Source organism: Nonomuraea mangrovi (genome assembly GCF_042681425.1).
In the GTDB taxonomy this organism is placed as follows: Bacteria; Actinomycetota; Actinomycetes; order Streptosporangiales; family Streptosporangiaceae; genus Nonomuraea; species Nonomuraea mangrovi.
Genome location: NZ_JBHUFV010000003.1, coordinates 507,934 through 529,717, shown reverse-complemented (window position 1 = coordinate 529,717; position 21,784 = coordinate 507,934). Strand labels below are relative to the sequence as shown.

The following is a 21,784-nucleotide window of genomic DNA, read 5'->3' as shown; positions in this document are numbered from 1 at the left end:
AACCGTCTGGATACTTTCCAGACGGTTAGCCCGGAAGGCTAGCAGCCGGTCAGAGGGTGTCGCCGAAGTGGGCGCGCAGGCGGGTCTTGGCCTCCTCGCTCGCCCCGATCCTGTCCAGTCCGCTCAGGGCGGCGCCGACGATCGGCGGCACGTCGGCCACCACCGGCTTGGCCTGCGGCGCCCGCACCGCGAACCGCTCGTCGAGCAACTCGCTCAGCATCGGGTGGCGCGCGCGCAGCACGCCGCCGCCGAGCACCACCTCCGTCGGCGTCTCCAGCAGTTCCAGGCGGCGCAGGCACACCTCGGCCATCACCACGATCTCCTCGGCCATCCGCTCGACCAGCGATCGGGCGATCGCGTCGCCTGCGGCGGCGACCCTGAAGAGCCCGGGGGTCAGCCCGTGCAGGCTGCTCTCGTCCACATCGCCGAAGTGCAGGCCGAGGACGACCTCCTCGACGGTGGAGGCACCGTAGTGCTCCTTGACGAGCGCGGCCAGCTCGGTGTGCGCGCCCCTGCCGTCCTCGGCCCTGACGGCGTGCCACAGCGCCTCCTCGGCCATGCCGAGACCGCCGCCCCAGTCGCCGCTGATCTTGCCGAGCGCGGGGAAGCGGGCCACCTGGCCGGTGGGGGAGACCCCGACCGCGTTGATGCCCGCCCCGCAGACCACCGCCACACCCCACGGCCCCGACGCTCCCGCGCGCAGCAGCGCGAAGGTGTCATTGCCCACGACGACCTCCCCGGCGAAGGAGCGCGCGGCGAACTCGTCGCTCAGCGTCTCCTCCTCCGCGGGCAGGTCGGCCCCCGCCAGGTAGGCGGCCAGCAGGTCGGCGTACGGCGGAGCCTCCGACGTGCCGAGGGCCCTTGTCAGCGGGCCGAGCGCCTGCCGTACGGCCTCCTCGACGACGTCGGCGGCCGCACTCACGCCGGCGCTCTGCGGCATGAACGCCCCGCCGCGGCCGGTGGCGAGGACCGTGCCGTCCTCGGCCACCAGCGCCACGTCGGTCTTGCTGTTGCCGCCGTCGACCGCGAGGACGGTCCTCACGACACCACCCACGGCAGGTGCGCCCTGTTGGCCTCGAGCAGTAGGCGGGTCAGCTCGCCCGCGACGGCCTCCTGGCCGATCAGCGGGTGGGCCAGCAGCGCGTTGCGCACCCGTTCCTCTCCGCCGCGCAGCGCGGCGTCCAGGGCCAGGCTCTCGTAAGCCGACACGTTGGCGATCAGCCCCGCGTACAGCGGCTCCACCGCCGGCATCGGCAGCGGAACGGCCCCCGCGGCCCCGATCGTGGCGGGCACCTCGATGACCGCCTCGTCGGGCAGGAACGGCAGCGTCCCCGCGTTGCGCACGTTGACCACCTGGGCGTCGCGCCGGTCGCCGAGCAGCGAGGCGATGAGCGCCACGGCCGCCTCGGAGTAGAACGCGCCGCCCCGCCGTTCCAGCAGCTCGGGCTTGGTGTCAACGGTGGGGTCGGCGTACAGCCCGAGCAGCTCGGCCTCCATCGCCGCCACCTCGGCGGCCCGCGAGGGCTTGGCGCGCTGCTCCTCGACCACGAGGTCGTGGGCGTAGAAGTAGCGCAGGTAGTAGGAGGGGACCACGCCCAGCCTGCGCACCAGCTCCACCGGCAGCCCGATGTCGTCGGCGAGTTCCTGCCCGTGCTCGGCGATCAGCTTCGGCAGCACGTCCACGCCGTCGACGAGGACGGAGCGCTCCCACGTCAGGTGGTTGAGCCCGACATGGCCGAGCGACACCTGCGCCGGGGCGAGTCCCAGGTGCGCGGCGAAGCGCCGCTGGAAGCCGATCGCGACGTTGCACAGCCCGATCGCGCGGTGCCCCGCGTCGAGCAGGGCGCGCGTCACGATGCCGACGGGGTTGGTGAAGTCGACGATCCACGCCTCCGGCGCGTGCTCGCGCACCCGCTCGGCCAGCTCGAGCACGACGGGAACGGTCCGCAGCGCCTTGGCCAGACCGCCGGCGCCGGTCGTCTCCTGCCCGACGCACCCGCACCGCAGCGGCAGGGTCTCGTCGACCTCGCGCGCCGCCTGCCCGCCCACTCTCAACTGGAACAGCACCGCCTGCGCGCCGGCCACTCCCTCCTCCACGGAGGAGGTGGCGACCACCTCGGCCGGATGCCCCGCGCGGGCCAGCATCCTGCGTGACACCCCCGCCACCAGCTCCAGGCGGGAGGCGTGCGGGTCGACGAGCGCGATCTCGGTGAGCGGCAGTTCGTCGCGCAGCCGCGCGAACCCGTCGATCAGCTCCGGCGTGTACGTCGAGCCGCCCCCGACAACGGCGAGTTTCAACCCTTCACTCCTGTCAAAGTCACGCCCTCGATGAAGACTCTCTGGGCGAAGAAGAACACGATGATCACCGGCGCGGTCACCAGGAGCGTGGCCGCCATGGTCAGGTTCCACTGCACGCTGTGGAAGGCCTTGAACGTCGCCAGGCCCAGGGACAGCGTCCAGTTGTCCTGGTTGATACCGGTGTAGAGCAGCGGGCCGTAGTAGTCGTTCCAGCAGTAGAAGAACTGGAACAGCGCCACCGCGGCGATCGCGGGCCTGGCCATGGGCAGGATCACCCTGACCAGGGTCCTGAGGTCCGAGCAGCCGTCGACCCTGGCCGCGTCGGTGTAGTCACGAGGGATCGTGATGAGGAACTGCCGCAACAGGAAGATGGAGAAGGCGTCGCCGAGCAGCATCGGCAGGATGAGCGGCCACAGCGTGTCGGTGAGGCCGACCCTGGCCCACACCAGGTAGATCGGCACCGCGATGACCTGCGGCGGCAGCATCATCGCGGTGATCACCAGCAGGAAGGCGAGCCCGCGTCCGCGGAAGCGGAACCTGGCCAGCGCGTAGGCGACGGGCACCGAGGACAGCAGCATGAACAGCGTCCCGAGCCCCGCGTACAGCAGCGTGTTCAACGTCCAGCCCAGCAGGTGCGACTTGGCGAAGACGTCGGCGAAGTTGGACCAGGCGAACGACTCGGGCCACAGGTTGCCGGTCAGCGCCTGCTCGTCGCTCATCAGCGCGGTCAGGCTCACCAGCACGAGAGGCCCGAGGAACATCGCCGCCAGCGCCACCGCGATCGCGTGGGTGGCGATCCACGACAGCGTCCTGCGCCGCCTGGCGCCCACCCGCGCCTGCGGTGTCGCCCTGGTGGGCCGCGGAGCGGTCAGCGTGGTGCTCACGAAAGGACCTCCTCGGCCTTGCGGAACTGACGCAGCAGGATCAGCGTGAAGATCATGGACGTGCCGAACAGCACCAGCGCGAGCACCGAGGCGTAGCCCATGCTGAAGTCGCGGAAGCCCACGTGGAACAGCCACTGCGGCAGCGTCAGCAACGACTGGTCGGGATAGCCGGGTGTGAAGGTGCTGCCCGCCGAGTCGGTCGCGCCCGAGGCCACCCTGGAGGCGATCATCGCCTGCGTGAAGTACTGCAGGGCGTAGATGACGCCGGTGACGGCCGAGAACATCAGCACGGGCGAGATCGTCGGCAGCGTGATGCTGCGGAACTGCCGCCACGCGCCCGCCCCGTCGATCGACGCCGCCTCGTACAGGTGCTTGGGCACGTCCAGGAGCGCGGCCAGGAAGATCACCATGGTGTTGCCGCAGCCCCAGAGGCCCAGCAGGGTGAGGCTCGGCTTCGACCACGACGCGTCGCCGAACCAGTCGGGTCCGCCGACGCCGATCCACGACAGGATCTCGTTGACCGGGCCGACCGGGTTCAGCAGGAACACGAAGGCCACCGTGCCCGCCACCATCGGCACAAGCGTCGGCAGGTAGAAGACGGTGCGGAAGAAGCCCGCCCCTGCCTTCACCTTGGTGAGCAGCTGGGCGACGGCCAGCGCGAAGATCACCTGGGCGGGCACCATGAAGACCACGAGCCACAGCGTGTTCTTCGCCGAGATCCACACCCGCTCGTCCTGCAGCAGGTACCGCCAGTTGTCCAGTCCCACCCATTCCAGTGTGAACAGGTCGTACCTGGTGAAGGAGAAGTAGGCGACGGAGATCAGCGGGTAGACGAAGAAGATCGAGAATCCCGCGATCCAGGGGGAGAGCCACAGGAGGGCCCGCAGGCCCTCCCGCCGCTTCGGGCCGGCTGTCATCCGCCCGACAGCTTCAGCTTGTCGTCGATGCGCTTGTCGACGCCCTTGAGCCCCGCGTCCAGGTCCTTGACGGCGCCCTTCTCCCAGTTGGTGAGGAAGGTGGAGAAGGCGTCCTGGTTGAAGACGCTGTTGACCGACGCGGGCAGCGTGCTGGTCTTCGGGTGGGCGAAGATGTTCAGGAAGGTCTTGAAGTTGGCGTCGGCCGCCAGCTGCGGCGACTCCATCGCGGCCTTGGTGGTGGGCACGTTGCGCAGCGCGTTGGACAGCGTCACGAGGCTGTCGGTGTCGGTGGTGAGGTGCTTGATCAGCTCCCACGCGTGCTGCGGGTTCTTGGCGCCCTTCGGCACGCCGATCACGGTGCCCGCGGTGAAGCCGCTGCCGTACAGGTCGGGCTTGTCGTCGGCGACGGGCAGCGGGGCGGTGCCGTAGTCGAGGGACTTGGCCTTGGAGTCGTTGGCGATCATGGCGTTGCGCCACTCGCCGTCGAGGATCATCGCGACCTTGCCCTTGAAGAACGGGTGCGCGGCCCCCCATTCGTCACCCAGGCTGCGGCGGAACTTCTCCAGGTTGGCGTAGCCGTACCAGTCGACCAGTTCCTTCTGCCACGTCAGCAGCTGCTTCCAGGCGGGGTCGGTGCCGATGGCCGAGGTGCCGTCCTCGTTGTACCACTTGGCGCCGACCATCGGGCCGAGGTGGGAGGGCGAGTTCTCGTAGTACTGGAAGCTCGGGATGAAGCCGGCCACCTTGATCGTGCCGTCGGGGTCCCTGACCGTCAGCTCCTTGGTGAGCTTGGTCAGCTCCGACAGTGTCTTGGGCGGCTCGTTGCCCTTCATCAGGGCCTTGTTGTAGTAGAGGCCGTACGCGTCGGCCAGCAGCGGCATGGTGCAGCGCTTGCCGCCGAACTCGGTGTAGGAGCGTGAGGCCTCGGGCAGCACGGTCAGGTCGATGCCGTCCTGCTTGATGACCGCCGTGAGGTCCTGGAACGCTCCCGTCTTGCACCACAGGGCCACGTTGTCGGTGGTGAACGAGGCGGCCACGTCGGGTGCCTTGCCGCTGCGGATGGCCTGGGTGATCTGGTCGTCCTGGACTGCCTTGGTGACCTTCACGGTGATCTGCGGGAACTTCTTGTTGAAGCCCGCGATCGCCTCGTCGAAGGCCTTGACCTCGGCGTCTGTCTGGAAGCCGTGCCAGAGCTCGACGGTGGCCGCGGGCAGGGCCTGCGAGGCCGAGCCCGAGGGCTTGGGCTGGGCGCCGAGTGAGGGCGGCGCCTCCTTGCCCGCCGTACACGCGGTCAGCGCAAGAGCGGTGAGTCCTGCGGCCGCGATAGGGACAAAACGCACGGGGGGTGCCTCCCTGGTTCTAAGCGGTTGGAACGGTGGAGCTGAAGACCTCTTCACGCGTGGTGTCGAGGGCGAGGTCGAGGGCGCCGGCCAGCACCGGGTTGCCCTCGACGGTCGAAAGGCGCACGTGCGGGCGCGGGATGGTGAGCGCGTGCAGCTCGTGCTCGATGAGCTCGCGCAGCGTCTCTCCGCCGGCCAGCACGATGCCGCCGGTCAGGACGATGAGCCCGGGGTCGAGCACGGAGGTGATGGCGGCCAGGCCCACGGCGAGGCGGGCGGCGATGTCGCGCAGTCCCGCGCGGGCGTCGTCGGCCTTCTTGCCGGTGCCGGCGGCCGTGCGGACGGCGGCGGAGACGGCCTGGCGGAAGTCGGTGCCGCGCACGCCGTACGAGCGCAGCAGTTTGAGCACGGCAGGGCCGCCGGTGAGCGCCTGGTAGCCGTGGTTGGCGTAGTGTCCCGCCTCGCGTGCGGTCGGCGCGCCCGGGGTGGGCATGTAGCCGACCTCGCCCGCGCCGCCCGTCGCGCCGCGGTGCATGCGGCCGCCGAGCACGACGGCGGAGCCGATGCCCTCGTCGGCCCACAGCAGCACGAAGTCCTGGTGGTCGCGGGCGGCGCCGTGGGCCTGCTCGGCGACGGCGACGAGGTTGACGTTGTTCTCCACGTCGACCGGCACGCCGAGCCCGGAGCTGAGCGTCGGCACCAGGTTGGGGATCTGCCAGCCCGGCATGTCCTTGGCGGTGGCGTAGCCGAGACGGCCGGTGGAAGGGTCGATCGCGGCCTGCACGCCGATCACGATCCTTCGCAGCGGCCCCGGCGAGCCCGCGCCGTCGAGCGCGGCGCGCAGCCTGTCGATGAGCCCGTCGGTGGGGCGGCGGGAGGTGGGCAGGACATGCGAGCCGACGATCTCGCCGGTGATGTCGGCGACGCGCGCCTCGATGCGGTCGGGGGCGACGTCGAGCGCGGCCACGTACGCGGCCGCCGGGTTGATCCGGTAGAGCTCCGCCGTACGGCCGGGCAGCCCCTCCCTGATGCCGTCGAGCACGACGAGGCCGGCCTCCTGCAGCCTGGACAGCAGCTGCGAGGCGGTCGGCTTGGACAGCCCGGTCAGCGTGCCGATCTCGGGCCTGGTCAGCGGCCCTCGGTCCAGCAACGCCTGCAGGGCGGCGCGATCGTTGATCGCACGCAGCAGGCTGGGTGTTCCAGGAACCGGACCGCTCACTCGTCGCTCCCATTAGAGTTAGGAAACTTTCCTAACTCACAATGGACGTGAAGAACCCATAGAGTCAAGCGGTGAGATGAAGACGTGATGTCAGCGGCTCAACGGACCTGATATGGTAGCGATTTGTTGCCACAACAGTCAGAAAGGCCCGGAGCGTCCCATTACTACCAACACTAACGGTTCGGCGGTGACTCGTCAAACCGAGCTGGCCAGAGAGCAGGACTACGTCTCCCGGCTGTACGGGCGCCTGGACGTCCTCCGCGAGCGCACACAACAGCAGCTCAAGGACGTGCTGGCCACGGGGGCGGTCGGCACGCAGCAGAACCGGTCCGAACGCGACTCCTTCGCGGGGATGTACGCCGCCAGGCTGGCCAGGCTGTGGGCGGTCGAGCGCGGCCTGGCCTTCGGGCGGCTCGACCACGTCGAGGAGGGCCGGCTTTACATCGGAAAGCTCGGCCTGAGCGACGACGAGCAGGAGCGGCTCCTGATCGACTGGCGCGCCCCCGTCGCCCAGCCCTTCTACCGCGCGACCCCGACCTCCCCGATGGGCGTGACCCGCCGCCGCCACCTGCAGACCCGCGGCCGCACGGTGATCGGCGTCGACGACGACCTGCTCGACCTCGACGGCCTCACCGACGACGACAGGGCCACGCTGAACGGCGAGGCCGCGCTGCTGGCCGCGCTCGACGAGAAGCGCACCGGCAGGATGCGCGACATCGTGGCGACGATCCAGTCGGAGCAGGACCGCGTCATCCGCGCCGACCTCAACGGGGTGCTGGTCGTGCAGGGCGGGCCGGGCACCGGCAAGACGGTCGTGGCGCTGCACCGGGCCGCCTACCTCCTCTACACCCACCGCGAGCGGCTCGAACGCCGCGGCGTGCTCATTCTGGGTCCCGGCCTCACATTCCTGCGCTACATCGAGCAGGTGCTGCCCTCGCTCGGCGAGACCGACGTGCTGCTGTCGACGGTCGGCGAGCTGTTCCCCGGCGTCAGCGCCACCACGAGGGACCGGCCCGAGGTCGCCGCCGTCAAGGGCGACGCGCGCATGGCCGAGGTGATCGCGCGCGCCGTGCGCGACAGGCAGCGGGTGCCGCGCCAGCCGATCGAGCTCGCCCTCGGCCGCCAGACGCTCACCCTGGACCAGCGGACCATGGAGAACGCCAGGAACAAGGCCATCCGGTCGCGGCGCAGCCACAACCAGGCCCGCGCGGTGTTCGTGCGCTCGGTGCTCAACGCGCTCGCCAGGCAGCTGGCCAGGAAGCTCGGCAAGGGCCTCATCGACGACGACGAGCTGGCCGACCTGCGCGAGGACCTGCGCACCGAGCCCGTGGTCAAGAGTGCGCTCAACAAGCTGTGGCCCTACCTGACGCCGCAGCGGCTGCTGCTCGGCCTGTACGGCTCGGCCGAACGCCTCGACTACGCCGCGGGCAACCTCAGCCGCGAGGAGCGCGCCCTGCTGCGCCGCTCGTCCGCCGAGTGGACCGAATCGGACGTCCCTCTGCTCGACGAGGCCGCAGAGCTGCTCGGCGACATCGACGAGCAGGTCCTGCGCGCCACCGCCATGCAGGCCGAGGAAGAGCTGGCCGCCGCCCGCGCCGCGCAGGAGCGGGAGAAGGAGTCCGAGCTCGCCTACGCGCGCGAGGTGCTGGAACTGACCGGGCTGTCCGACGTCATGGACGCCGAGCGGCTGGCCGAGCGTCAGCGCGGCGACCAGCCGTACCTGACGACGGCCGAGCGGGCGGCCGCCGACCGCAGCTGGGCCTTCGGCCACGTGATCGTGGACGAGGCGCAGGAGCTGTCGCCGATGGCCTGGCGCGCGGTCATGCGGCGCTGCCCCACCAGGTCGATGACCATCGTCGGCGACATCGCCCAGAACGGGTCGAGCGCGGGCGCCCGCTCGTGGGGCCAGGTGCTCGACCCCTACGTCGCCGGGCGCTGGCGCGAGGAGACGCTCACCATCAACTACCGGACCCCGGTCGAGCTGATGGAGATCGCCTCGCGGGTGCTGGCCACCATCGACCCAGTCCTGCGCGCCCCCATGTCGGTGCGCGAGAGCGGCGCCAGGCCGTGGGCGGCGCCGCTGGCCGCGCTGCCCGAACTGGTGCGCAGAGAGACGGAGGACGGCGGCAGGGTCGCCGTGCTCGCCCCCGACGCGCTGCTGGAGAAGGTCGCCGAGCTGGCCGGCGGCGTCACCGGCAGGGGAGTGCTCGACGCCTCCGTGGCTGTGCTCGGCGTCACCGAGGCCAAGGGCCTGGAGTTCGACTCGGTGATCGTCACCGAGCCCGACCAGATCCTCGGCCAGTCGCCGCGCGGTGCCAGCGACCTCTACGTGGCGCTCACCCGCGCCACCCAGCGGCTCGGCGTCGTCCACGACGGGTCGCTGCCCGAATCGCTTCGCGGACTCGCGGGGAGATGAGCGCATTAGACTGAGCTCGCCGAGCATGTCCTAGCTGCGAAAACTTGAGGTTTCCGCTGATCGGGACACGGTTGACATCTGAGTTGGAGTCGGTAGTTTGCTGCCCAGTCCAGCACGGGACTTGGCCGGTTGGCCGTCTCTGACATCGTCGGACCCTGCGTCCGTGACGGAGCGTGACTCCGTCCATACAGCCAGGTGCAGGGCCGTCGGTCCGTCGAGTCGGGGCACCCCAACCGGGCGGGGGGTTGGACCCGGGACGGGCCCGGTCGCCCAGTAGACAACGGAACTCCGCGCTCGCCGCCGACGAGACGGATCCGGTCCGAAGGGTTTCCGGGCCCTCTTCCCGCTCCCGTGCGCTCGGATCACACCGCTAGCGGGTGATCCCATGGCATCCGTCTGCCAAGGGATCACCCTGCAAGCGTGTGGCCTTTGGGGGTCGGCCACCTCGGGCGGTAGCGTTTCCGCAATCAGGTTGCGAACGCGAGGAGAACCCCGGCCGTGGTGCAGGAGAAGCAGGGCGTCGCACCGGCGCCCACCGCGCCGGACGGCGCCCCGACGTGGCCGCTGTGGGGCAGGCTCGCCGCCGCGGCACTCGGCGGACTGCTGCTGTTCCTCGCCTTCCCTCCGCTCAGCTGGTGGTGGTGCGCGCCGCTCGGCATCGGCCTGGTCGTGCTGGCCCTGTACGGCTGCCGCCCCCGCCGCGCCGCGTGGCTCGGCTACGTGGCCGCGCTCGTCTTCCTGCTGCCGGCGCTGGCCTGGGTCAGGCCGATCGGCTACGACGCCTGGCTGGCCCTGGTCGCCGTCGAGAGCCTCTTCTACGCCGCCATGGCCGCTGGGGCCGCCCTGGTGTTCAGGCTGCCGCTGTGGCCGCTGTGGTTCGGCGCGTTGTGGGTCGCCATGGAGTGGGCGCGCGGCCTGTTCCCCGTCGGCGGGTTCCCCTGGGCGCGGGTGGCCTTCAGCCAGGGCGAGACCCTGTTCACCGGCTACGCCGCCCTGGGCGGGGTGCCGCTGGTCTCCTTCGCGGTGGCGCTCAGCGGAGCGCTGCTCGCTCTCGCCGTCGTCACTCCGCGTCGGGTCGTCCCCGCGGCTCTGGCGCTCGCGGTCCCCCTGCTGACGCTGCTCCTCCCGCGCCCCGGCGACGAGGGCAGGAGCGTGAACGTCGGCATCGTGCAGGGCAACGTGCCAGGGCAGGGAATGCACCCGCTGGGCGACGAGCCGGCGATCGTGCTGCGCAACCACGCCAACGGCACCCACGCGCTGGCGCGGGCCGCACGAGAGGGCAAGCTGCTCAAACCGGACCTGGTGATCCTGCCGGAGAACTCCACCGACATCGACCCCTACCGCGACCAGACGGCCCGCCAGATCATCGACGCGTCGGTCAAGGACGTCGGCGTGCCGACGCTCGTCGGCGCGGTCGTGGCGATCGGCGACGAGAACCGGGCCACACGCAGCCTCGTTTGGGACCCGATCACCGGGCCCGGCGCCTACTATGACAAGCGGCAACTGGTGCCGTTCGGCGAGTACACGCCGTTCAAGGAGATCTTCCTCGCCCTGTTCGAGCGGGCCAACCTGGTCGGCAGGCAGTCCGTCGCCGGCGACAGGCCAGGCGACCTGAAGATGGGACCCGTGACCATCGGCGCGGTCAACTGCTACGAGGTCGCCTTCGACGGCGTGGTGCGCGACACTGTCACGGCGGGTGGCACGCCGCTGGTCGTCCAGACCAACAACGCCACCTACGCGCTGTCGAACCTGCCGCCGCAGCAGCTGGCCATGTCGCAGCTGCGGGCCGTCGAGCACAACAGGGCCGTCGTGACCGCGGCGACCACGGGGATCTCCGCCTACGTCACGCCTGAGGGTAGGGTCGCCTGGCAGACGAAGGAACGCGTCGCCGACATGAACGTCGTCAAGGTGCCGGTCCGCACCGGGACGACGATCGCCACGCGGGTGGGCGCGGCGCCTGAGTGGGCATTGTTGGTAGTGGGGGCGGTCGCGATCGGAGCGGCCGCGTGGCGCCGTAAGGGAGAGGATCGATGATGGAGCAGACGCTCGGCCGGGTGCTCGTCGTCGTCCCCACCTACAACGAGCGGGAGAACCTCCCGCTGATCGCCGAACGGCTGCGCAAGGCGCTGCCCGAGGCGCACCTGCTGATCGCCGACGACAACAGTCCCGACGGCACTCCTGAGATCGCCGACGAGCTCGCCGCCGCCGACGACCACATCCACGTCCTGCACAGGCAGGAGAAGCAGGGGCTCGGGGCCGCCTACATCGACGCCTTCCGCTGGGGCATGTCCGAGGGCTTCGACGTGCTCGTCGAGATGGACGCCGACGGCTCCCACCAGCCGGAGGAGCTGACCAAGCTGCTCGACGCCCTCGCCGAGGGCGCCGACCTGGTGATCGGGTCGCGCTGGGTGCCAGGGGGCAAGGTCGTCAACTGGCCGGGCCACCGCGAGTTCCTCTCCAGAGGCGCGAACGTCTACGTGCGGCTGATGCTCGGGCTGCCCGTCCGCGACGCGACCGCGGGCTTTCGCGCCTACCGGGCCGCGGCGCTGGAGAAGATCGGGCTGTCCGACGTCGAGTCGCAGGGCTACTGCTTCCAGGTCGACCTCACCCTGCGTACGGCCAGGCACGGGCTGCGGGTGGTCGAGGTGCCGATCACGTTCGTCGAGCGGACCCACGGCACCAGCAAGATGAGCGGCAAGGTCATGTACGAGGCGTTCTGGCGGGTCGGCATCTGGGGGGTCACCGGCCTGCCCGGCAGGCTGCGCCGCCGCCACTGACCGCCGCGCGGAACGTCCGCGAGTCGGCGGACGTTACTACCAGGTGAACCCCTTCCGCCCGCGCGAATGAGGAAACGATGGTCCGGCTCCTGCTCTTCCTGGCCTTCCTGGTCGTCCCCGTCCTGGAGATCTGGCTGCTCATCCAGGTCGGCTCGGTGATCGGCGGGTGGCCCACCGTCGCGCTGCTGATCGCCGACAGCCTGTTCGGCGCCTGGATCGTGCGCCGCGAGGGCCGCAGGGCCTGGCGCAGCCTGCAGGAGGCGCTCCAGGCGGGGCGGATGCCCGACAGGGAGCTGGCCGACGGCGGGCTCATCCTGGTCGGCGGCGCCCTGCTGCTGACGCCGGGCTTCCTGACCGACCTGTTCGGCTTCCTGTGCGTGCTGCCGTTCACCCGGCCGCTGATGCGGCGGCTCGGGTCGTGGTTCTTCGCCCGGCGGGTCAAGGCGATGGCGGCCGCCTCGCCGTACGCGAACCTCGGGGTGCCCTTCCCGCGCACCGACGGCTTCGGTGGCGGGACGGGCGGCGCGGGCGGGTCCGCCGGCAAGGTCGTGCACGGCGAGGTCCTGCGCGAGGACTGAGGCCCGCGGTCAGGTCTTGACCGCTCCGGCGGTGAGACCACCGGTGATGAAGCGCTGCAGGAACTGGAAGAGGACCAGCACCGGCAGCGCGCCGATGAGCGCACCGGCCGCGAACACGCCCCAGCTCTGGCCGAGCTGGTAGGAGACGAGCTGGTAGAGGCCGACGGCGAGCGTCTGCTGGTCGGGGTCGGTCAGGACCAGACCGGCGATGACGAAGTCGTTCATGGTGGCCACGAACGAGAACAACGCCACGACGACCAGGATGGGCCGCACCAGAGGGAGCAGGACCAGGAAGAAGACCTGCGCGTGCGAGGCGCCGTCGATCTGGGCGGAGTCGTCCAGGTCCCTGGGCACCGAGTCGAAGAAGCCCTTCATGAGGTAGGTGTTCACGCCGAGCGCGCCACCGAGATAGACCATGACCAGGCCGAGCCTGCTCCCCAGCCCGAGCGGCGGGAACACCTCCTTGACGGCCGACAGCAACAGGAAGATCGCCACATAGGCCAGGACCTGGGGGAACAACTGGATGAACACCAGCCCGGCGAGCCCTGCCCGGCGCCCCCTGAACCGGAAGCGGGAGAAGGCGTAGGCCGCGCACGCGCCGAGGAACACCGACCCCGCCGCGGTGACCAGCCCGATCACCATCGAGTTGGCGAACCAGAGGGGGAAGGGATGCAGCCCGTCGGTGAACAGCGTCGCGTAGTGATCCCACGTCACGGCCGCGAACAGGTCGTTCGACCCGGTCAGCGTGCCGCTGGGATCGAGCGACGCGGCCAGCACGAACACCATGGGGAACAGCGCGACCACCGCGGCCGGCACGCCGACCAGGTGCCTCCATGCCTTCATGCCGCCTCCAGCCGCCGCGCCCTGCGGAACCCGGCCAGCGACACCGCCGCGATCACCGTGAAGATCACGATGGACACCGCGCAGGCCAGGCCGTAGTTCCTGGAGGCGCCGCCGAAGGCCAGCTTGTAGACCAGCGAGATCAGCAGGTCGGTCGAGCCCACGTCGACCGGCGCGCTCAAGTCCCTCGGCCCGCCCCCGGTGAGCATGTAGATCACGTTGAAGTTGTTGAAGTTGAAGGCGAACGTCGCCACCAGCACAGGGGCGGTCGAGGCCAGCAGCAGCGGAAGCTTGATCGCCCGCAGCACCCGCCACGGCCCGGCCCCGTCCATCTGCGCGGCCTCCGACAGCGTGGGCGGGATGGCCTGCAGAGCGCCGGTGCAAACGAGGAACATGTAGGGGAACGCGATCCACACGTTCACCAGCAGCACGCTCAGCCTGGCCAGCCACGGATCCGACAGCCACGGGACGTGCGCCCCGCCGAGCAGCACGACGTTGACGAACCCGTGGTCGGTGTTGAGCAGCCCCTGCCAGAGCAGCGCCGCCATGAACGCGGGGAAGGCGTACGGGAAGATCAGTAGCGAACGGTAGATCCGGTGACCGTCGAGGATCAGGGCGAGCGCGAGGCCGAGGCCGAAGCTGAGTGCCACCGACAGGGTCGCGAACACGAACGTCCAGACGAGAACCTCGAGGAACGGTGCCCTGATTCCGGCATCGGTGAACACGCGGGTGAAGTTCTCGGGACCGACGAAGACCTTCCAGCCGGGGCTCAGCGAGCGCCCGTTCGCGGCGGTGAAGGCGCCGTGCCCCCCGTCGCGGTACACGGCGCTCCCGTCGGTGATGCTGTCGCTCTTGGCGTCGTAGGCGAGCGTGGCCCGGTAGAGCGCCGCGGTCACACCGTCGGCGGTCTTCAGCGTCCCGCCGTCCTCCGGCACGCGCAGCGCCGTGATCTCCGCCTGCCTGGCGACGATCTCGCCGTACGCCAGAGGCCGCCATCCCGCCGCCGGCCGGCCCTCCACCAGGAGCCCGAGCCGCCCGTCCCGTTCCATGATCCTGATCGGATACGGCCCGGCCCCCTCCACCTTCACCTCGCTGCCGGCCAGGATCGCCGCGATCGCGTCCGCCTTGGTCCCGTTGTGGCCGTCGCCGTAGTTCGTGAACGCCGCATAGCCCGTGTAGAGGACCACGTACACCTGGTAGACCAGCAGCAGCAGGACCCCTGGCGCCAGGTACTTGGCCGGCACGGCCCGCTTGCTCAGGTAGATCCCGTTGATCGCCACCGTCCCCGCCAGCAGGCCGGCGAACATCCACCACGAGCGCTGCCCGCCGAGCGCCACCAGCCCGTACAGGGCCAGCGCGTCCACCACGGCGAGCGGCGCCAGCCTCAGCGCGCGCCTCACGACGAGCCGATCTTGGCACGGATCTTGTCCGCGGCCTTCCTGGTCAGGTCCGCAGGGTCGCCCTGCCCCGCGATGATCGCCAGCTGGGACAGCCCCCAGTCGGCCCAGACCGCGTCCATCTGCGGGACGTTGGGCGTGGGCAGGCCTTCGGCCGCGGCCTTGGCGAACCCTGTCATGACCAGGTCACCCGCGAGCTCCTCGCGTACAGAGGTCATCGCGGGAGGGCGCCCTCCCGCCGAGTGCAGCGCCCTCTGCGCCTCCGGGGTGGCCAGGTAGTTGACCAGCAGGTCGTTGGCCAGGATCGGGTTGGCGCTCTTGGCGCTGACGTAGAACCCCTGCACGCCCACGAACGGCCTGGCCTGACCGTCTCCCGCGGGCGGCACCGGGTCCACGGAGAACGGCACGCCCGCCTTGGTCACGGCGGGCACGTCCCACGGCCCGGTGACCAGGAAGGGCGTCTCGCCCTTGAGGAAGGCGCTGGTCGCGATGTCCCCGGTCAGCGACGTCGACACCGCCTTCCGCCTGGCCAGTCCGCGCAGGTACGCGGCGAACCGGAGCCCGCCCGCGTTGTCGATCTCCAGGTCGCCGCCGTCGCCGAACACCCGCGAGCCGAAGGAGGTCTGCAGCGCGTACAGGTGGAACGGCGAGCCCGCCTTCGGATCGACGGGCAGGCCGACGGGGAAGACCGCCCTGCCCGACGCCACCAGCGCCTCTCCCTTGGCGACCAGTTCGTCGAACGTCCGGGGGGCCACGGGCACGAGCTTGTTGTTGCGCAGGACCGCCACGCTCTCGACCGCGTACGGCAGGCCGTACGTCTGCCCCCGGTAGGTCATGCCGTCCAGCGCCACCTTCGAGAAGAGCGCGGACCTGGCCGACAGGTCGAGAGGCGCGACGACGCCGTTCTGGACGAGCTTGCCCAGCCAGTCGTGCGGGCCGACGATCACGTCCGGTCCCTGGCCCGAGGGCGCCTGGGAGACGAAGTCGTCGCGCAGGCCGCCCATCGCCTTCTGCACGATCTTGACCTTGACGCCGCGCTCCTGCTCGAAGCGGGCGGCGATCCGCGCCAGCGGGGCCGCCCTGTCGTCGTCGGCCCACACGGTCAGCGTCGGCGTGGCAGGCGGCTCCTGCTCGGCCGCGCATCCGGCCAGCGCCAGGAGCGCGGCAAGGATCGGAAGGGTACGCATCGGGATTCTCCTCAGGATCCGGCGTGCGGGTCGGCCTGGGCGGGATCGCTCCAGGCCGCGACGCGCACCCACACGCGCCGGTCCCCGTCGTGCCGTAGGGGGGTGCGGATGGGCAGGCCGTCGGCGTCCAGCCCGTCGCGGCGCCAGCCGCGGCCGATGGTGCCGTTCAGGCCGACGCCGCGCGGCAGCCGCCACGCGCCGTGGTGGACGCCGGGCGCGACCTCGGTGGTGACCAGGCCGGAGAAGTAGACCGGCGAATCGGCCGGGGTGTCCTCAGGGACGACGACGGTGACGTCGAGCAGCGCGTCGGCCGGGCCGTCCACGACCGTGACCCGCCCGGCCGCCTCCAGCCGTCCGGCTCTGGCGACGACCTCGGCGGTCCCCGCCTCCACCCCGGTCAACAGGCCGTGACCCGCGCCGGGCTCCAGCATCTGGGGCGGTCGCCACGTCACATCGGCGCTCAGCACCGAGTAGACGCAGCCGTCGGACCGCTCGCCGACGGGCGCGACGTCCACGGCCTGGCCGACGGCGCCATGACCGTCCGAGCCCGACAGCGCGACCGGCGGGCCCTCCACGCCGAACAGGTGGAGCAGCGCGCTGCCCGCACGCCCTGCCCAGGCGTCCTCATGGTGCGGCGCGGACGGCTCGTGACGGTAGCGCAGGTCCTCGTCGGGCCCGTACCCCACGCCGATGAGGTGGCCGACCAGCTCGCGCACCGGCTTGACCATGATCAGGCCCTCCATGCCGCCGATGTCGATCCAGATCCGGTTCGGCCCGCGCCCGGGGAAGCGGCGGAAGACCGGCGTCTCCTCGAGGGTCTCCGGGTCCACGAAGACGAGGAACGGCGACAGCACGGCCGCGAGACCGAACACGTCAGGACGGCGGAAGGCCAGGTGGTAGCTGACCAGGCCGCCCATGGAGGAGCCCATCACGGCGGTCGCGCCGGGGTCGCCGGTGATCGCGTAGCGCTCGCGCACCAGCGGGAGCAGCTCCTCGACGAGGAAGCGCTCGTACAGCTCGCCGCGGCAGCTGCCGTTCGGGTCGCGCGGGTACGGCACCTCGTGCGAGTACTCGTTGCCGCGCTGGTCACCGGCGTTGGCGACGCCCACGGCCACCAGCGGCGGCAACAGCCCCCTGCCGATGAGGTCGTCGAGCGTCTCGTCCACCCGCCAGCTCGGCTCGAGGCCCGCGCCCGCGAACACGTGCTGCCCGTCGTGCAGGACCACCAGCGGGTACGGCCCCGCCGCCGCGTCGTAGCCGGGCGGCAGGTAGACGAACACGTCCCTCGCGTTGCCGAGCGCCTCGGAGCGCACACCGGCCAGAACCTCGATCATCGGGCGACCTCCCAGACATGGAAGGCGGGCCCGTCGCCCGGCATCGGCTCTCCAGGTCGCAGGTCGGGACCTCCGGTGAGGCTGGACAGCGCGCAGGGGGCCGGCACCGGCGCGTGGCTTGCCCTGCTGACCTGGATCAGCAGGCTCTCGCCCGGCACGGCACGCTCGAAGAGCAGGACGTCGTCCTCGGCGCGCAGCCAGCGCAGGCCGCCCCTGCGCAGCGCCTGCCTGCTCCGGCGCAGTGCCACGAGCTCGCCGTAGGTCCGGTACGTCTGCCGGTCCCACGTCCCCTCGTCCCAAGGGAAGGGGCGGCGGCCGTCCTCCAGATGCACCCCCTCCACGCCGACCTCGTCCCCTGCGAAGATCATGGGCAGTCCCGGCAGCGTGAACAGGAGCGCGACGCCGAGATGCTGGCGGTCGCGGCCCGCGATCGACCGGAACCTGGCCGTGTCGTGCGAGTCGAGCAGCGTGAGGTTGTGGGTGTAGGAACGCCACGGGAGCCGGCCGGCATGCTCGCGCATCACGTCGGCGACGTCCCGCCCGCCGTACAGCGGGATGGGGCCCGGCGTGCCCCAGAACTCGGTGGCACGTTCCAGCGCCAGCCACGACCAGACCGGCCGGGCGAAGCCCGCGTAGGACATGGTGCCGTGCCAGCCGTCGCCGCGCAGCGCCGCCGACGCGTCGAACTGGTGCTCGGCCAGCAGCAGCCTTCCCTCTCCCAGCGCCGCCCTGGCGTCCGCGGCGACCAGGTCGTTGAGCTCGACGCCACCGTGACGGCCCGCCGACTGGGCGACGTCCACACGCCAGCCGTCGAGCCCGAACTCGTCCGGATAGCGGGCCATCACCCTGCCCAGGCGTCTTCGCAGCTCGGCCGACCTGTGGTCGAACTTGGGCAGCGTCCTCACACCCGCGAACGTGGCGTAGTCGTCGCCGTCCACGTAGTAGAACTCGCGCTCGGGGCTGCGGGGGTCGCCCATGGCGCTGGTGAACCAGTCGTGACCGTCGCCCGAATGGTTGAGCGTGATGTCGCCGATCACCCGGATGCCGCGGGCATGCGCCCTGGCGGTGAGCTCCCTGAGCGCCTCGTCGCCGCCGAGCAGCGGGTCCACCCGGTCGAACGTGGTGGCGTCGTAGCGGTGGTTGGAACGGGCGGGGAAGAAGGGCGTCAGGTAGATCAGGTTGGCGCCGAGCCCGGCGATGTGGTCCAGGCGGTCGGCCACGCCCCACAGGTCGCCGCCGTAGATCTGCTGGAGCGCTTCGGGCCTGCCGTACGGGATGGGCTCGTCCCAGGCCGCGGGCCTGGCCCAGCCGGGCAGGGGGCCGCGTGGCCGGTCGGAGCGGGCGAAACGGTCGGGGAAGATCTGGTAGATCACCGCGTCCGCAGCCCAGGCGGGCGGCGGCGGATAGGCGGTGAGCGTGAAGTCGGCGGCGTCGGTGACCTCGGTACGGCGCAGCCCCGACGCGTTGAGCCAGAGCGGCCCGCGCTCCGTGTGCAACAGGAAGCGGTAGCCGCACTCAGGGTTGACGATCTCGACAGGCGCCCTCCACCACGTCTCGTCCTGCGTGGCCCTGTCGATCCTCGCCTCGGTGAACCTGGGCTCGCCGTCGGGGGAGGTGCGCACGTACAGGCGCTTGACGCCAAGCGCGCCGGCGGTGCGCACGAACACCTCGACACGCTCGCCCAGCCCCGGCGACGGGTCGGACACGTAGAGCGGCGAACCGTCGTGGTGCGCGCTCGTGTTGCAAAGTGTTTCGGACTGCCACATGCTGTCAGTGCTCCGCAATTCGCTGCTTACCTGCTTATCTGGCCGGGAGCCTAGGTCGCTCCCGAAGAAGGTCGCAACACTCGGCAACATGTTTCAATAGTTTCTGGAGGGCGGATGTCAAGGCTGTCGGTCCGGACGATCGCCAAGCGCGTGGGGGTCAGCGCGGCGACGGTCAGCCGCGTGCTCAACGACCGGCCTGGCGTGGCGGAGGAGACCCGCGACCGCGTGCTTCGCGCCATGCGCGAGCAGGGCATGGTCGCGCCCGCGCCCGCGTCCGAGCCGTTCGTCGGCATCATCGTCCCGGAGCTGGACAACCCCGTCTTCCCGCTCCTCGCCGGCGCGATCGAGACGAGGCTCGGCGCCGTCGGCGTGACCGCGATGATCGGCAGCTCCACCAAGAAGGGGCCGACCGAGCTCGACTACATCGCCTCTCTCGTACGGCAGCGCATCCAGGGCCTGGTCCTGATCTCGGGACGGCACGCCAACCCCTCGGCAGACCACGGCTTCTACTGGCAGCTCCACCAGCAGCACCTGCCGATGGTGCTCGTCGGCGGGCACGTCCCCGACCTGCCGGTCTCCACCGTGACCACCGACGAGGCCGCGGGCGCGGCGATGGCGGTGGCGCACCTACGGTCCCTCGGACACACCCGCATCGGCCTGGCCGGCGGCCAGGGGTACCTGCGGCCCTCGCAGAACCGGCTGAACGGCTACCGCAGGGAGATGCGCAAATGGTTCGGCTCGGTCGACGACGCGCTCTACGCGGAGACCGACTACTCGCTGACGGGCGGGCACGCCGCCGCCCAACGGCTGCTGGCGGCCGGCGCGACCGCCATCGTCGCCGGCAGCGACCTCATGGCGCTCGGCGCCCTCGCCGCGGCACGCCAGGCGGGCCTGTCCGTGCCGGGCGACGTGTCCGTGATCGGGTACGACGACTCCTATCTCGCCTCGCACAGCAACCCGCCCCTGACCACCGTCCACCAGCCCATCGAGCAGATGGCGGGGGCCGCGGCCAACGCGCTGTGGGAGCGCCTGCAGGGCTATCACACGCCCCACGTCGACCACGTCTTCCCACCGACGCTGATCGCCCGCGGTTCAACCGGCCGCCCGTCCGGGTGAACGGCGGCCCTTCCCTGAGTCCTTTCCCGTCCTGCCCTTCGCGACGTCCCTTCGCGGCCTGCCCCGGTCCGCCCACGGAGTCGGCACAGCGCGGCTGGGGACCGGCCGTTACCGGCCACGCTGACCGGCGAGCCTGCGTGGGGGTGCCGGCCTCAGGGCAGCAAAAACGCCCCGGACCGGGAAGGTCCGGGGCGTTCCAGCGTCACCGTGTCGGAGGTCAGGCGCTCTTGCGTCGCTGTGCGCGAAGGATCGCCAGCCTCTCGTTGAGAACCTCCTCCAGGTCCTCGATGGACCGCCGCTCCAGCAGCATGTCCCAGTGCGTCCTCGGGGGCTTCGCCTTCTTGGCCTCCGGCAGCTCGCCGTCCACGCGAACCGCGGTGGCGCCGCACATGCGGCACTCCCAGGTCGCGGGGATCTCTGCCTCAGCTGCAAGCGGAACCTCGAAGCGATGCCCCTTCGAACAGGTGTAGGACACCTCCTGGCGCGGGGCCAGATCCGTGTTACGGTCGTTCTCGTAGCTGGTTGCCCCGAGCCTGGTGCCACGAAGTGCGCGCTCGCCCATGTTTTAATGCCTCCTACAGGGCCCCCATCGTGGGGGGTCTGTCTCCCACGGTGTCTAACGCTTGATACCGTGAGTGGATTCCCACCCAAGGGGTGATCCAATCTCGCTTTTTGCGACGAGAGGTGAGCGCGCCGGGCTCTGAGGGCCTGGCGAGATCGTCGGCGGACACGCCGATCACATCCTCTACCCCCCGGATCAGCACCCTGGCCTCGGCCGCCGCACCTCCCACCGGCGCCCGCGCCATCTCCTCCGCTCCACGAACCGATTTCCGCCTCGCCACCACGTCCGGTGGATCGTTCCGCCGGGAACGCTGCCTCACCCCGGCCCTTCCCACGGCCCCCGCGCCCCCGCGCCTCCTCGCTCACGCCTCTCGAGCGACTGCGCCGCTGAGGTCCCGCCGTGTCGGCCTCCGCCGGGCGGCACGGCGACGGCCCACGGACCGAGGCCGGGACGCCTGTGAGCGGCGTACCGGCCTCGGTCCGTGGGTTGAGGGTTCTCAGGCGGGCACGCCCGCATCGGCCCTCGTGCGTCCCCTGGCCAGCGCGATCGCCAGCCACACCCCGCCGACCGCGATCAGCGCGCCATGGGCGATGCGGATGGCGTAGATCGGCGCGAAGAACTGCGGGATGAAGAGCGCGAACCCCACCGCCAGCGGCACGGCGCTCCACGCCGGCAGGGTCCCCGAGCGCCACACGGACACCGCGGTCATGATCGTGCCGATGCCCAACAGGGCCAGCCCGATCGCGAACATCGTCACCGCCGGCGCGCCGTAGCGGAACTCCACGGCGAGTTCCATCAGCGCCGGGGTGTTGTCACGCAGGGCCCGCTTGGCGATCACGTTGAGGCCGAAGTCCTCGGCGCCGTAGTAGGGAAGCGTCAGCCCAGCGCCGATCCAGGTCACCACCGCCGCCCGCAGCGAGAGCCGATCCTTCAGGATCTGGTGCAGTCCGAGCGCGGCCAGGCCGAGGAGGATGAACCCGATCATCGCCGCGAGGTGGCCGACCACCCAGGCGGTCGTGGACATCGCGGCGGCGTCGTCCCCTGAGGGACGCACGGCCGGATAGACGAGGAAGAGCGCGCCGGTGAGCGCGTAGGCCGCCTGGGTGAGCTTCACGAGAACTCCAGATGGGGGAAGGTGCCCTATTGTGAGAGC

18 protein-coding genes are annotated in these 21,784 nt (G+C 71.0%); 5 read left to right on the top strand and 13 right to left on the bottom strand.

Going from position 1 to position 21,784, the window contains the following annotated elements:
- Positions 1 to 49 precede the first annotated feature (49 nt).
- Genes ACFSKW_RS02680 through ACFSKW_RS02655 form a run of 6 tightly spaced genes read right to left on the bottom strand, consistent with a single transcriptional unit; the run spans position 50 to position 6,658 of the window.
- Positions 50 to 1,042, bottom strand: coding sequence for an N-acetylglucosamine kinase (locus ACFSKW_RS02680; RefSeq protein WP_379568700.1), 993 nt, complete (start codon positions 1,040 to 1,042; stop codon positions 50 to 52).
- Positions 1,039 to 2,298: a 6-phospho-beta-glucosidase gene (locus ACFSKW_RS02675; RefSeq protein WP_379568698.1), complete on the bottom strand. Its 1,260-nt coding sequence runs from the start codon at positions 2,296 to 2,298 to the stop codon at positions 1,039 to 1,041. The genes ACFSKW_RS02680 and ACFSKW_RS02675 overlap by 4 nt, the downstream gene beginning before the upstream one ends.
- Positions 2,295 to 3,182 (bottom strand): carbohydrate ABC transporter permease, encoded by an 888-nt coding sequence (locus ACFSKW_RS02670; protein WP_379568696.1) that lies wholly within the window; start codon positions 3,180 to 3,182, stop codon positions 2,295 to 2,297. The genes ACFSKW_RS02675 and ACFSKW_RS02670 overlap by 4 nt, the downstream gene beginning before the upstream one ends.
- The gene (locus tag ACFSKW_RS02665) at positions 3,179 to 4,099 is read right to left on the bottom strand and encodes a carbohydrate ABC transporter permease (protein WP_379568694.1); all 921 of its coding nucleotides are present in this window, start codon (positions 4,097 to 4,099) and stop codon (positions 3,179 to 3,181) included. The genes ACFSKW_RS02670 and ACFSKW_RS02665 overlap by 4 nt, the downstream gene beginning before the upstream one ends.
- Positions 4,096 to 5,439, bottom strand: coding sequence for an extracellular solute-binding protein (locus tag ACFSKW_RS02660; RefSeq protein ID WP_379568692.1), 1,344 nt, complete (start codon positions 5,437 to 5,439; stop codon positions 4,096 to 4,098). Before ACFSKW_RS02660 ends, ACFSKW_RS02665 begins: the two co-directional genes overlap by 4 nt.
- Positions 5,440 to 5,458: 19 nt before the next feature.
- A complete protein-coding gene (locus ACFSKW_RS02655; protein ID WP_379568690.1) occupies positions 5,459 to 6,658 on the bottom strand; it encodes an ROK family transcriptional regulator in 1,200 nt (399 codons plus the stop codon).
- Between the two features lie 112 nt (positions 6,659 to 6,770).
- Here ACFSKW_RS02655 and ACFSKW_RS02650 point away from each other — a divergent pair, with 112 nt between their 5' ends.
- From ACFSKW_RS02650 to ACFSKW_RS02635, 4 genes are all read left to right on the top strand, one after another.
- Positions 6,771 to 9,074: a HelD family protein gene (locus tag ACFSKW_RS02650; protein WP_379568688.1), complete on the top strand. Its 2,304-nt coding sequence runs from the start codon at positions 6,771 to 6,773 to the stop codon at positions 9,072 to 9,074.
- A gap of 498 nt (positions 9,075 to 9,572) precedes the next feature.
- A complete protein-coding gene (lnt, locus tag ACFSKW_RS02645; RefSeq protein ID WP_379568686.1) occupies positions 9,573 to 11,108 on the top strand; it encodes an apolipoprotein N-acyltransferase in 1,536 nt (511 codons plus the stop codon).
- The gene (locus ACFSKW_RS02640) at positions 11,108 to 11,851 is read left to right on the top strand and encodes a polyprenol monophosphomannose synthase (RefSeq protein WP_379569179.1); all 744 of its coding nucleotides are present in this window, start codon (positions 11,108 to 11,110) and stop codon (positions 11,849 to 11,851) included. Before lnt ends, ACFSKW_RS02640 begins: the two co-directional genes overlap by 1 nt.
- Before the next feature lie 77 nt (positions 11,852 to 11,928).
- On the top strand, positions 11,929 to 12,429 hold the full coding sequence (locus ACFSKW_RS02635) for an FxsA family protein (protein ID WP_379568684.1): 501 nt from the start codon (positions 11,929 to 11,931) through the stop codon (positions 12,427 to 12,429).
- A 9-nt stretch (positions 12,430 to 12,438) separates the two neighbouring features.
- On the opposite strand, the gene ACFSKW_RS02630 is transcribed toward ACFSKW_RS02635, so the two are convergent.
- From ACFSKW_RS02630 to ACFSKW_RS02610, 5 genes are read right to left on the bottom strand one after another with little or no spacing between them, the layout of a single operon-like run.
- Positions 12,439 to 13,272 (bottom strand): sugar ABC transporter permease, encoded by an 834-nt coding sequence (locus ACFSKW_RS02630; protein WP_379568682.1) that lies wholly within the window; start codon positions 13,270 to 13,272, stop codon positions 12,439 to 12,441.
- Positions 13,269 to 14,669, bottom strand: a complete 1,401-nt coding sequence (locus tag ACFSKW_RS02625; protein ID WP_379568680.1) for an ABC transporter permease subunit — start codon at positions 14,667 to 14,669, stop codon at positions 13,269 to 13,271. The genes ACFSKW_RS02630 and ACFSKW_RS02625 overlap by 4 nt, the downstream gene beginning before the upstream one ends.
- Positions 14,666 to 15,853, bottom strand: a complete 1,188-nt coding sequence (locus ACFSKW_RS02620) for a sugar ABC transporter substrate-binding protein (RefSeq protein ID WP_379568678.1) — start codon at positions 15,851 to 15,853, stop codon at positions 14,666 to 14,668. Before ACFSKW_RS02620 ends, ACFSKW_RS02625 begins: the two co-directional genes overlap by 4 nt.
- 11 nt (positions 15,854 to 15,864) lie before the next feature.
- A complete protein-coding gene (locus ACFSKW_RS02615) occupies positions 15,865 to 17,187 on the bottom strand; it encodes an alpha/beta hydrolase (RefSeq protein WP_379568676.1) in 1,323 nt (440 codons plus the stop codon).
- Positions 17,184 to 18,953, bottom strand: coding sequence for a glycoside hydrolase family 13 protein (locus ACFSKW_RS02610; RefSeq protein WP_379568674.1), 1,770 nt, complete (start codon positions 18,951 to 18,953; stop codon positions 17,184 to 17,186). Before ACFSKW_RS02610 ends, ACFSKW_RS02615 begins: the two co-directional genes overlap by 4 nt.
- Before the next feature lie 114 nt (positions 18,954 to 19,067).
- Between ACFSKW_RS02610 and ACFSKW_RS02605 the strand changes: the two genes are divergently transcribed.
- Positions 19,068 to 20,069, top strand: coding sequence for a LacI family DNA-binding transcriptional regulator (locus ACFSKW_RS02605; protein WP_379568672.1), 1,002 nt, complete (start codon positions 19,068 to 19,070; stop codon positions 20,067 to 20,069).
- Between the two features lie 217 nt (positions 20,070 to 20,286).
- On the opposite strand, the gene ACFSKW_RS02600 is transcribed toward ACFSKW_RS02605, so the two are convergent.
- Both ACFSKW_RS02600 and ACFSKW_RS02595 read right to left on the bottom strand, forming a co-directional pair.
- Positions 20,287 to 20,631 (bottom strand): RNA polymerase-binding protein RbpA, encoded by a 345-nt coding sequence (locus ACFSKW_RS02600; protein ID WP_183661557.1) that lies wholly within the window; start codon positions 20,629 to 20,631, stop codon positions 20,287 to 20,289.
- A 496-nt stretch (positions 20,632 to 21,127) separates the two neighbouring features.
- Complete coding sequence (locus ACFSKW_RS02595) at positions 21,128 to 21,745, bottom strand: hypothetical protein (protein WP_379568670.1); 618 nt, start codon at positions 21,743 to 21,745, stop codon at positions 21,128 to 21,130.
- Between the last annotated feature and the right edge of the window lie 39 nt (positions 21,746 to 21,784).

What these genes read in the sequence shown, in the direction of transcription:
- ACFSKW_RS02665 (WP_379568694.1), bottom strand. Translation starts at nt 4,099, where the DNA reads ATGACAGCCGGCCCGAAGCGGCGGGAGGGCCTGCGGGCCCTCCTGTGG.
- ACFSKW_RS02650 (WP_379568688.1), top strand. Translation starts at nt 6,771, where the DNA reads ATGGTAGCGATTTGTTGCCACAACAGTCAGAAAGGCCCGGAGCGTCCC.
- ACFSKW_RS02640 (WP_379569179.1), top strand. Translation starts at nt 11,108, where the DNA reads ATGGAGCAGACGCTCGGCCGGGTGCTCGTCGTCGTCCCCACCTACAAC.
- ACFSKW_RS02635 (WP_379568684.1), top strand. Translation starts at nt 11,929, where the DNA reads ATGGTCCGGCTCCTGCTCTTCCTGGCCTTCCTGGTCGTCCCCGTCCTG.
- ACFSKW_RS02630 (WP_379568682.1), bottom strand. Translation starts at nt 13,272, where the DNA reads ATGAAGGCATGGAGGCACCTGGTCGGCGTGCCGGCCGCGGTGGTCGCG.
- ACFSKW_RS02620 (WP_379568678.1), bottom strand. Translation starts at nt 15,853, where the DNA reads ATGCGTACCCTTCCGATCCTTGCCGCGCTCCTGGCGCTGGCCGGATGC.
- ACFSKW_RS02615 (WP_379568676.1), bottom strand. Translation starts at nt 17,187, where the DNA reads ATGATCGAGGTTCTGGCCGGTGTGCGCTCCGAGGCGCTCGGCAACGCG.
- ACFSKW_RS02610 (WP_379568674.1), bottom strand. Translation starts at nt 18,953, where the DNA reads ATGTGGCAGTCCGAAACACTTTGCAACACGAGCGCGCACCACGACGGT.
- ACFSKW_RS02605 (WP_379568672.1), top strand. Translation starts at nt 19,068, where the DNA reads ATGTCAAGGCTGTCGGTCCGGACGATCGCCAAGCGCGTGGGGGTCAGC.
- ACFSKW_RS02600 (WP_183661557.1), bottom strand. Translation starts at nt 20,631, where the DNA reads ATGGGCGAGCGCGCACTTCGTGGCACCAGGCTCGGGGCAACCAGCTAC.